Source organism: Marinobacter maroccanus (assembly GCF_002933275.1).
GTDB lineage: Bacteria > Pseudomonadota > Gammaproteobacteria > Pseudomonadales > Oleiphilaceae > Marinobacter > Marinobacter maroccanus.
In genome coordinates this window covers 110,925-121,826 of the sequence record NZ_PSSX01000012.1, presented here as the reverse complement: position 1 = coordinate 121,826, position 10,902 = coordinate 110,925, and the positions used below count along the sequence as shown (strand labels likewise).

Annotated in this window: 9 protein-coding genes; 7 read left to right on the top strand and 2 right to left on the bottom strand. The window is 56.3% G+C overall.

What is annotated here, in order from left to right:
• A partial coding sequence (locus KEHDKFFH_RS20315; protein WP_206748228.1) for a hypothetical protein occupies positions 1 to 187 on the top strand: 187 nt, incomplete at its 5' end.
• Here KEHDKFFH_RS20315 and KEHDKFFH_RS13850 read toward each other — a convergent pair.
• Positions 167 to 1,432: a malic enzyme-like NAD(P)-binding protein gene (locus tag KEHDKFFH_RS13850; protein WP_053114367.1), complete on the bottom strand. Its 1,266-nt coding sequence runs from the start codon at positions 1,430 to 1,432 to the stop codon at positions 167 to 169. The two genes, KEHDKFFH_RS20315 and KEHDKFFH_RS13850, sit on opposite strands and share 21 nt — an antisense overlap.
• 251 nt (positions 1,433 to 1,683) lie before the next feature.
• Positions 1,684 to 1,905 (bottom strand): 50S ribosomal protein L31, encoded by a 222-nt coding sequence (gene rpmE / locus KEHDKFFH_RS13845; protein ID WP_008170804.1) that lies wholly within the window; start codon positions 1,903 to 1,905, stop codon positions 1,684 to 1,686.
• A gap of 263 nt (positions 1,906 to 2,168) precedes the next feature.
• Between rpmE and KEHDKFFH_RS13840 the strand changes: the two genes are divergently transcribed.
• The 6 genes from KEHDKFFH_RS13840 (at position 2,169) to hslU (ending at position 10,870) form a co-directional block, all read left to right on the top strand.
• The gene (locus tag KEHDKFFH_RS13840; RefSeq protein WP_104322446.1) at positions 2,169 to 4,343 is read left to right on the top strand and encodes a primosomal protein N'; all 2,175 of its coding nucleotides are present in this window, start codon (positions 2,169 to 2,171) and stop codon (positions 4,341 to 4,343) included.
• A 197-nt stretch (positions 4,344 to 4,540) separates the two neighbouring features.
• Positions 4,541 to 6,427 (top strand): Ig-like domain-containing protein, encoded by a 1,887-nt coding sequence (locus KEHDKFFH_RS13835; protein ID WP_104322440.1) that lies wholly within the window; start codon positions 4,541 to 4,543, stop codon positions 6,425 to 6,427.
• 151 nt (positions 6,428 to 6,578) lie between these two features.
• Positions 6,579 to 8,264 (top strand): arginine--tRNA ligase, encoded by a 1,686-nt coding sequence (gene argS, locus KEHDKFFH_RS13830; protein WP_104322439.1) that lies wholly within the window; start codon positions 6,579 to 6,581, stop codon positions 8,262 to 8,264.
• 5 nt (positions 8,265 to 8,269) lie between these two features.
• The gene (locus KEHDKFFH_RS13825) at positions 8,270 to 8,908 is read left to right on the top strand and encodes an SPOR domain-containing protein (protein WP_104322438.1); all 639 of its coding nucleotides are present in this window, start codon (positions 8,270 to 8,272) and stop codon (positions 8,906 to 8,908) included.
• Between the two features lie 90 nt (positions 8,909 to 8,998).
• Positions 8,999 to 9,529: an ATP-dependent protease subunit HslV gene (hslV, locus tag KEHDKFFH_RS13820; protein WP_008170810.1), complete on the top strand. Its 531-nt coding sequence runs from the start codon at positions 8,999 to 9,001 to the stop codon at positions 9,527 to 9,529.
• A 12-nt stretch (positions 9,530 to 9,541) separates the two neighbouring features.
• A complete protein-coding gene (hslU, locus tag KEHDKFFH_RS13815; RefSeq protein WP_104322437.1) occupies positions 9,542 to 10,870 on the top strand; it encodes an HslU--HslV peptidase ATPase subunit in 1,329 nt (442 codons plus the stop codon).
• Positions 10,871 to 10,902: the final 32 nt, after the last annotated feature.

Genomic DNA, 10,902 nt, shown 5'->3' with positions numbered 1-10,902 from the left:
TGACCATCTCGAGTTCGTGTTGTTGCGGGGACGGCTCTTTGAGCATGGGGCAGCCTCTGAAAAGTCGATGCCCCAATTACAACAAACCCCCGCCTTAATGGCGAGGGTTTGTCAGCAGTCTGACCGGCGGGATCACCGCCGGTTTTTTTATACCCTGGATGACAGATCAGATAATGTCGTCCATTGACTTCAGCGGGTAGTGCGCAGGGTATGGATTACGTGCAACGCCGGAATCCACGGCAGCGCGAGCAACGGCGGCCGGCACAACTTCCAGCAAGCGGACGTCCATCGGCTTGGGAATGATGTACTCCTTCCCGAACTCGAAACTCTCCACACCGTATGCCTCGCAAATTTCCTGAGGCACAGGCTCCTTGGCCAGCTCACGGATTGCATTGACGGCCGCCACCTTCATTTCCTCGTTGATCGCGGTGGCACGAACGTCCAGCGCTCCACGGAAAATGAACGGAAAACCCAACACATTGTTAACCTGGTTCGGATAATCAGAGCGACCGGTGGCCATGATCAGATCATCGCGGGTTGCCAGGGCAATTTCCGGGCTAATCTCCGGATCCGGGTTGGAGCAGGCGAAAACGATCGGCTTGGGAGCCATTTTCTTGAGCTGTTCAGCAGTCAGGAGATCCGGACCGGACAGCCCCAGGAATACGTCAGCACCATCAATCGCGTCGTCCAGAGTGCGCTTGTCCGTGTCGTTGGCGAACATTGCCTTGTACTGATTCAAATCATCACGACCAGAGTGGATCACACCCTTGCGGTCAAGCATGAAGATGTTCTCAGAACGAATACCGCAGCTGATCAGAATCTTCATGCAGGCAATGGCGGCAGCACCGGCACCCAGGCAGACCACCCTCGCCTCTTCAATCTTTTTGCCCTGCAGCTCGAGGGCATTGATCATGCCGGCTGCAGTTACGATGGCAGTACCATGCTGGTCATCGTGGAAGATGGGCACGTTGCACTTTTCGATCAGCGCGCGCTCAATTTCAAAGCACTCGGGCGCTTTGATGTCTTCCAGATTGATACCACCGAAGGTATCTGCAATACGCTCAACTGTTTCGATAAACGCCTGCGGGCTCTCGGAATTGACTTCAATATCGAAGACATCAATTCCGGCAAAGCGCTTGAACAGTACGCCCTTGCCTTCCATAACCGGCTTGCTTGCCAGCGGCCCCAGGTTACCCAGACCAAGAATCGCAGAACCATCAGAGATGACAGCCACCAGGTTGCCCTTGGCGGTGTACTTGTATGCGTTCTCCGGGTCCTTTGCGATCTCGCGGACCGGTTCGGCAACCCCGGGGCTATACGCCAGGGAAAGGTCGCGGGAGGTCTTGGTTGGCTTGGTGATTTCGACACTCAGCTTACCAGGCCGCGGCTTGGCGTGATATTCAAGGGCTGCTTCTTTCAGATCTTGAGACATTGCCACTGTTCCGTTTGTCACGTTTAAAGGTAGTGAACCGCCGAAGCCAGAGAGCCTCGGATCAACTCCGAATCGAAGGCCCCTACTCGGCGGAGCGCGCCATTATGGCCCGCCAGCCCGGAAACGACAAGTGCCTCATGAACATTTTGTGAACAGTCAATAGGGCTAATTGCGTATGTATCTTATAGGTACACTCTGACGACCGAGCACAAAAAAAGCGCCCGAAGGCGCTTTTCCCGAATCCAGCTCGATCAGTCTTTCTTGGCGCCGATGCGACCACCGAAACGCTTCTGAAAACGGTCGATACGACCACCGGTATCCATAACTTTCTGCTTGCCGGTGTAGAATGGGTGGCACTGGGAACACACATCCAGCTGCAGATCATGGGTGTAGGTAGAACGAGTCTTGAATGTATTACCGCAAGAGCAGGTCGCAGTAATCTCTTCGTACTTCGGGTGGATACCTTCTTTCATGGCGAACCTCGTTAGGTCATGCCGCTACCTGATCACGGGGCATCGAATCTGCCCAGGCGCCAGGCACCGCACGTTTGAATCAATTGAGAAGACGGGGCACAATCATGCCCTGCCGGAAACAGACCGCGAATCTTACTTGCAATTAGTTCTGCAGGCAAGCACCACACTGACCTCCGGACTCGCCCACCTTGGATTTCGCGGCAGGCCGCCGACTAGACAGGATAAGGAAAAACCGTGACACCCGTCATCCCGTGGAGCACTCAGTGCCGTTGATCGCACGCATTGCCTTGAATCGTCCCCTGCGTCGACTCTTCGATTACATTATCCCGGAAGGCCTTGAACTGACGCCTGGTCAGAGGGTGCGAATACCCTTTGGCCGGCAGCAGGCAACGGGTCTTGTTGTTCAGGTGGGCGTTGAGCCTCCTCCCGGCATCACTCTCAAGGCTGTGGCAGGTGCAATGGAAAACTGGCCTGCATTGCCCGTGGAAACCTTCAAGCTTCTCAGTTGGGCAAGCGACTATTACCAGCATCCGCTCGGCGAATGCCTGTTCACTGCCCTGCCCCCAGCACTCAGACGAGGGCGCATTGCAGAGGAAAAAAAGGATCAGTGGTGGCGGGCAATCGACAGCGGCTCGACGATTCCCGCGAATGCGCATAAACAGAAAGCCCTTTGGGATTGGCTGAACCAGCGATCCAACGGCGCCCCGACAACCGATATTCTGAGGGCGGGATTCAACCGGGCGCAACTCAAGGCACTGCAGGAGAAGCAACTGATCGAGATTGTCTCGCCAGCCCGACCAGCGGATTTCAATGAAGCCCCCGAGCTGCTGGCCCGCCGACCCAGATTATCCGAGGCGCAGACATCTGCTGCAGAGCAGTTGGCTACCCCGGACGAAGGGTTTTCCGCCTTCCTTCTATACGGCATCACCGGTAGCGGAAAAACCGAGATCTACCTTCATTACCTGAAAGAACACCTGGGGAATCAGGATCAGGCCCTGGTACTGGTTCCGGAGATCAATCTGACGCCCCAAACGGTCGCCCGATTCCAGCACTATTTTGGCGCACGGATTGTCGTATGGCACTCAGCGCTGAACGACGGTGAGCGCCTGGCGACATGGCTGAAAGTGCGGAACGGCGAGCCCGTTATCCTTGTAGGTACGCGATCGGCTGCGTTGCTACCGTTCACCAACCTGCGAACGATCATTGTCGATGAAGAACATGACAGCTCTTACAAGCAGGGTGAAGGTTTTCGGTACTCCGGCCGGGACCTGGCCGTCTACCGCGCGCACCTGAACAAGTGTCCCGTCATTCTGGGATCCGCCACTCCGTCGCTGGAATCCGTTCATAACGCGAAGCAGGCCAAATACCATCTGGTGAAGCTTGAAGAGCGCGCCGGCAATGCTGCGCCTCCGGTCATCAGCTTGCTGGATATCCGGAGTCGCCCATTGGAGGGCGGCCTCTCCCGCCCCGCCTTGAATGCCATCGAACAGATTCTGGCAAAAGGGGAGCAGGCGCTGGTTTTCGTCAATCGGCGAGGATTTGCCCCGGTCATGATGTGCTTTGACTGCGGCCACATGGTTGAATGCCCGCGCTGTGACACTCGCCTAACCTACCACCGCCGGGACCGGGCGATGAGATGCCACCACTGCGACTACCAGACGGCGGCGACCGAGCAGTGCCCAAAGTGCAAGAGTGAGGCCTTCAAACCGGTTGGGCAGGGCACCGAGAGAACGGAGGACATTCTTGCCACGGCTTTCCCGGATACACCAGTGGTGCGAGTGGATCGCGACAGTACGCAGCGCAAAGGCAGCATCCAGGGCATCCTGAACCAGGTAAACACCGGCAAACCGTGCGTGCTTGTGGGCACCCAGATGCTGGCGAAAGGACACGACTTCCCGAATGTCACACTCGTGGTGGTGGTAAACGCGGATGGTGGGCTGTTTAGCGTGGACTTTCGCGCCCCCGAGCAACTCATACAGACTCTTCTGCAGGTCAGTGGCCGTGCCGGACGGGGCACAAAGCCCGGCAAAGTGCTTGTGCAAACCTGCCACAGCGACCACCCGCTGTTAAAGACACTGTGCGAGGGCCACTACCTCGACATCGCCGACCAACTCCTGAAAGAGCGGGAAGAAGGCCAATTCCCGCCATTCCGCGCCATGGCTATCTTCAGGGCAGAAGGCGACACCATGGAGAAAAGCTTGCAAGCGCTGGATACAATTAAGCCCCTCGCGAATACCACAGGCATCGAAACCTGGGGGCCGTTGCCAGCCATGATTGCCCGGCGCGCTGACAAGCACCGTGCGCAACTGATTCTCAACGCCCGCAACCGGAAAAAGCTGAACAGCCTGCTGACCGGAATCTGTCAGGAACTGGACCAGAGAAAGCTGCCTGCCGGGGTCAAATGGATGATTGATGTTGATCCGCAGGAGACCGGCTGAGCATCAGTCATTTCATCGGCAAATTCAGGTTACAAAGTTTTTCATAAATGAATACTAATCATCATTGCGAGACAAGATCCTGTGCTATGATTTTCAGCAAACTAAGTACCATTCTTGTGAAAATACCTGAGCTTGCCGTTCTTGTTCGGGAACGTGCATAAAAGCTTTCGCTGTAAACGAAAACTGGAGAAAAGATAATGTCAGGGAAACTATTTGCACGAGTTACGGCTGTGCTGCTGACCCTCGTGCTTGCTGCGTGCGGGGGAGATAGTGGATCAAGCTCACTATCGGGTGTCGGGGGCGGCGGTACAGCTGAACCAGGCGACACCACTGAAACGGCTTCTGTCGGCACTATTCAATTGATTAATGAATCACCCCAGATCGCTACTGACGGGTCAGACAGCTCCTCGATTACTGCAATCATAAAGGATACTGATGGTCGAGTAATGCCAGACGTTAACGTTGGCTTTGCTGCCGATAACGACGGTACTGTCTTAGTCCAGACGGCCGTGACAGGTGCTAACGGCCAAGCATTAGCTCAGGTTTCAGCTGGCAACGATCCAAGGAACCGCACGATAACTGTGACCGTGACTGCCGGTAACGTATCAAGAACAACATCTATTTCGGCGACTGGCACGTCTATCTCAATAACAGGCCCGTCTTCCATCGTTGCGGGCGCATCGGCTACCTACACTGCCCGGCTTGTAGATGCCGATAACGATCCGATCGTCGGGGAAAACGTTGATGTATCGACGCAACTAGGAAATCAGATTTCAAATACGGCGACCTTCGCAACCGCACTTGATGGGACTGTAACTTTTGATCTGGTTGCACAGTCAGGAGGATCAGAAGCAATAACCGTAACAGCCTATAGCGGCGAGAGCCTTGTTTCCGCAGAAAAGGCAGTGACGATCTCTCCAGACCAATTCAGCTTCACTTCCCCCACTGCAAATACGGAAATCGAGTTGAACGCCACGCAGACTTTAGAAGTAGAGTGGCTTTCCAACGGGGTAGCCGTGGCCGATGGATCAAGCGTAGTTTTCGAGACAACACGAGGAGTCTTCTCTCAAAGCAGCTCTAGCACAGCAACTGTTACGACTTCAGGGGGCATCGCCACAGTGGACATTTCCTCTACCAATGTCGGCCCTGCCTCTGTTACAGCCCGTAGCCAAGCGACAGGCGGCCCGTCTGCGCAGAGAACCTTTGAGTTCGTATCTACAACGCCTACACAGCTAAATCTGCAGGCGGACAAGACCCAAATTGGCCAAAATGAATCTGCGGTGATTCTGGCCACAGTGCGTGATGCAAACAACAATTTGGTAAAAAACGCCACTGTTAACTTCACCCTAGACGACGTAACCGGCGGTTCGCTCTCTGCAGGCTCAGGCGAAACCAACAGCCAGGGACAGACCCAGGTGACCTATACCTCCAGCTCGGTTTCCAGCTCTCTGAACGGTGTAACCATTTTTGCCACAGTTCCGAATACGGCGATATCAGAGAGCCTTTCTCTAACGGTCGGCGGGCAAGCTCTGCGGATAAATATTGGCACTGGAAACGAGATCGTTGAGTCCGGGTTGACCCTTTACAAGCAGCCGTGGACAGCCATTGTTACCGACGCCAACGGCAACGCATCCGCTAATCGATCAGTTCAGGTTAGCGTTGTTCCAGTTCGCTATTTCAAGGGTTTCTATGTCAAACCTACTTCCAGCGACCCTTGGGTCGCGTCATACACCGTTTCTGACGGCTGTGCCTCTGAAGACATCAACAATAATGGCATCCTCGACGCCGCAGATAATGATGAGAACGGCAATGGGGCTTTGGAGCCGGACCCTTCCGCAACAGTACCTATGAGCCTCACAACCGGGGCAGACGGAACTGTTACCTTCGACCTTACTTACCTGAAGAGTGAATGCTCATGGATTGAAGTGGACTTAATTGCCACTACCAGCGTTCAGGGCACCGAATCCCAGGCTAGACAGCGATTTACTCTGTCCTGCACTGCGGACGACCTGGATTCGCCCGCCCCTCCCGGAGGTGGCGACAGCCCATATGGTACAGCTACATCCTGTGCCAATCCTGAATAAATGATCTGAGCAGAAAGCGGAGAGGTGACCGAGCCTCTCCGCTTTACATGTTTGAGTAAAAAACGCCTTTCCGCGATAATACCCGCCTTCTGTTTTCAATGGGCCTCCTGCCCCGAATCCAATTCTCCTGTAAACCGAGTCATCTGACAGCATGAAAGAGACCGTTTCCGATCTGCTCCAGTCTGCACTGGCAGCACTCCAAGCCGATGGCACGCTACCTGCGGACCAGTCCTTCACTCCACAGGTGGGCAATACCAAGGACAAGTCCCACGGCGATTATGCCTGCAACATTGCCCTGGTTGCCTCGAAAGCGGCTGGCTGCGCGCCCCGCAAACTGGCGGAGGCTCTGATCGAGAACCTGCCTGAGAGCAGTGCGGTGGAGAAGGTGGAGATTGCCGGGCCCGGTTTTATCAACTTCTTTATGAGCACTGCGAGTGCCTTCGAAGTGGTCAATACCATACTGGATGAAGGCGATCGTTTCGGCCGCAACAATCAGGGGCAGGGTGAAAAAGTTCAGGTGGAGTTTGTCTCGGCCAACCCCACAGGCCCCCTCCACGTTGGCCACGGCCGTGGCGCGGCGATCGGCGACTGCCTTTGCCGGCTGCTGGAAGCAAACGGTTACGATGTAACCCGGGAGTTCTACTACAACGACGCAGGGGCGCAGATTGATAACCTGGCGCTCTCAGTCCAGTCGCGGGTGAAAGGTCTGACGCCGGACGACGAGAGCTGGCCGGCGGACGGCTACCGGGGCGATTACATTGTTGATGTTGCCAAGGCCTACCTTGCCGGCGACACCGTTACTGCAGACGATCGGGAAGTGACCGCCAAGGCGGATCCGGAAGACCGCGATGCCATCCGCGAATTCGCCGTCGCCTACCTGCGGCGGGAGCAGGATCTAGACCTGAAAGCCTTCGGGGTTCAGTTCGATGTCTATTTCCTGGAATCCTCCCTGTACGAAGACGGCAAGGTCGAAGCGACGGTCAAGCGCCTGCAGGAAAATGGCTACACCTACGAGCAGGATGGCGCCATGTGGCTGAAGACCACGGAGTTCGGCGATGACAAGGACCGGGTCATGCGCAAGAAGGATGGTGGTTACACCTACTTCCTGCCGGATGTCGCCTATCATCTGGACAAGTGGCAACGGGGCTTCACCACCGTGATTAACGAACAGGGTGCCGATCATCACTCAACCGTTACCCGCGTCCGCGCCGGCTTGCAGGCACTGAATGCCGGCATTCCTCAAGGCTGGCCCGACTACGTACTGCACCAGATGGTAATGGTGACCCGCTCCGGCCAGGAGGTAAAAATCTCCAAGCGCGCGGGCAGCTATGTCACAGTCCGGGACCTGATTGATGAAGTGGGCCGTGATGCCACCCGATTCTTTCTGGCCGCGCGCCGCGTCGATTCACAATTGACCTTCGATATCGATCTGGCTCGCTCCCAGACCAATGAAAACCCGGTCTATTACGTTCAGTATGCTCACGCGCGCATCTGCAGCGTGCTTCGAAAACTGGCCGAGGAAGGTGTAGAGCGCAGTCGCAACGAATGTATTGGCGACCTCTCACTGCTGACGCTTGACGAGGAAAAGGACCTGGCCAACCAGCTGGCCAAGTATCCGGAGCTCATTGCCAATTCCGCCGCGCAACGTGAGCCGCACCATCTCACGCACTATCTGCGGGACCTGGCGGGCCAGTTCCATACGTATTACAACGCCCACAAGGTATTGATTGAAGATACCGCCGTTCGTGATGCCAGGGTCAGCCTCTACCTTGCCATCCGGCAGGTTATTGCCAACGGTCTGGACCTGTTGGGCGTCAGCGCACCGGAAGAGATGTAACACGAATGTCCCGAGATTACGCCCGCAAGGACAGGCCCGCCAAAGCGTCGGCCACGTCGCGCACGAAACCGGCGAGGCAGACAAAGCCAAAAGCGGCCCGCCCAAAACCCAAGGCCAGTGCCCGTGCCCAGCACGGCAGCTTGTCACTCAAGTGGATTCTGTCCCTGGCTGCCGTGGGCGGCTTCATCGGGTTTATCTTTTATCTGAACTCCCTGCCTGCAAACCCGGGTTCGCAACCGCAAGCGGTCAGTGAGAAGCCGGCCCCGAAATCTGCTAAGACGCCTGCTGAAACAGCCAAGCAGGAAGACAAGCCCGGGTTCCGCTTCTACGAGATGCTGCCGGAATCCGAGGTGGTACCGCCCAAAGTCGAAGAATACACGCCCGGACCAACGCAAACGGATTTCAATTATCTGCTTCAATCCGGCTCCTTCCGCAGCAAGGAAGACGCGGAACGACAGCGGGCCCAGATCGCTTTCCAGGGTTTGCGGGCAAGCACCCAGAGGATTGATCTGGACAACGGCTCCGTCTGGTACCGCGTCAACGTTGGCCCTTTCACATCCAGAAGCCAGATGAATTCCGCTATCGACAAACTGGTTTCCCTGAATATCCAGCCACTGGTCCGGAAGATCCCCAAGGAAGGCTGATCTTTCGGGCCTGGTGCGAACACCTTGAATTCGCACCAGAAGCCTCCATAACAACGGGATACCAATTTCAATCAGGCAATTGGAGCCCAAATGACTACCATTCTTTCCGTCAGGCGCGATGACGAAGTTGCCATGGGTGGCGACGGCCAGGTTTCCCTCGGCAATACCGTAATGAAAGGCAATGCCCGGAAGGTTCGCCGACTTTACAACGGCCAGGTGATCGCCGGCTTCGCGGGCGGTACCGCTGATGCCTTCACCCTGTTCGAGCGATTCGAAGCCCAGCTTGAAAAACACCAGGGCAACCTCACCAGGGCTGCGGTGGAATTGGCGAAAGACTGGCGAACTGACCGTGCGCTGCGCCGGCTCGAGGCCTTGCTGGCTGTAGCGGACAAAACCGCCTCGCTGATCATCACCGGCAACGGGGATGTGATAGAGCCGGAACAGGGCCTGATTGCCATCGGTTCTGGCGGGCCCTTTGCCCAGGCTTCAGCCCGGGCTCTGCTGGAAAACACCGATCTGTCTGCCCATGAGATAGTCGAGAAAGGTCTGGATATCGCCGCCGACATCTGTATCTACACCAACCACAATCGCACCCTTGAAGTGCTCTCCAAAAACGACTGATCCGGAGCGACCATGTCTGCAATGACTCCCCGTGAGATTGTCCACGAACTCAACAAACACATCGTGGGCCAGGAAGAAGCCAAGCGGGCGGTGGCTATCGCCCTGAGAAATCGCTGGCGCCGGATGCAGCTGGACAGCAGCCTGCGCGAAGAGATTACACCCAAGAACATTCTGATGATCGGCCCTACGGGTGTGGGTAAAACCGAGATCGCCCGGCGCCTCGCCAAACTGGCCGACGCCCCGTTTCTGAAAGTGGAGGCCACAAAATTCACGGAAGTCGGTTATGTGGGCCGTGACGTGGAATCCATTATCCGCGATCTGGCGGATATGGCCGTCAAAATGCTGCGCGAAGCAGAGATGAAGCGCCACGAAGAACAGGCACTGGATGCTGCGGAAGAGCGCATTCTGGACGCGCTGATTCCGCCGCCGCGGGATTTCGGTGAAGACAGCCAGCGCAGCTCCGATTCATCCACCCGCCAGCTGTTCCGGAAGAAACTCCGGGAGGGCGAGCTGGATGACAAGGAAATCGAGATCGATCTGCGCAACTCCAGCGCCGGGGTGGAAATCATGGCGCCCCCGGGCATGGAAGAGATGACCAACCAGCTGCAGAGCATGTTCTCCAACCTGTCCTCCGACAAGCGCAAGACCCGGAAAATGAAGGTTGCGGACGCGCTCAAGCGCGCCAAGGAAGAAGAGGCTGCCAAGCTGGTCAACGAAGAAGAGATCAAGCAGAAAGCCATCCAGGCGGTGGAGCAGAATGGCATCGTATTCGTGGATGAGATCGACAAGGTGGCCAAGCGGTCCGAGAACACCTCGTCAGATGTTTCCCGCGAGGGCGTCCAGCGCGATCTGCTCCCGTTGATCGAGGGCAGCACCGTGAGCACGAAATACGGTTCGGTGCGCACCGATCATATTCTGTTTATTGCTTCCGGCGCGTTCCATCTGTCCAAACCCTCGGATCTGATTCCGGAACTGCAGGGCCGTTTGCCGATCCGCGTTGAGCTTCAGGCACTGACACCCGAGGACTTCAAGCGCATCCTGACCGAACCGGATGCCTCCCTGGTGCAGCAATACGAAGCACTGATGCTGACCGAAGGCGTAAAACTGACGTTCCGGGAAGATGCCATTGCCCGTATTGCCGAGGTTGCCTGGAAGGTGAACGAGAGCACTGAAAACATCGGTGCCCGTCGGCTGCATACCGTCCTTGAGCGGTTGCTTGAAACCCTGTCCTTCGATGCCGGCGACAAGGTTACCGATGGCTTCGAGGTAACCGCTGAATACGTGGACGAAAAGCTTGGAGAGTTGTCCGAAGACGAGGATCTGAGCCGGTATATCCTGTAAGCGTGAACATGGGGTCAGATGAAAACGGGGTC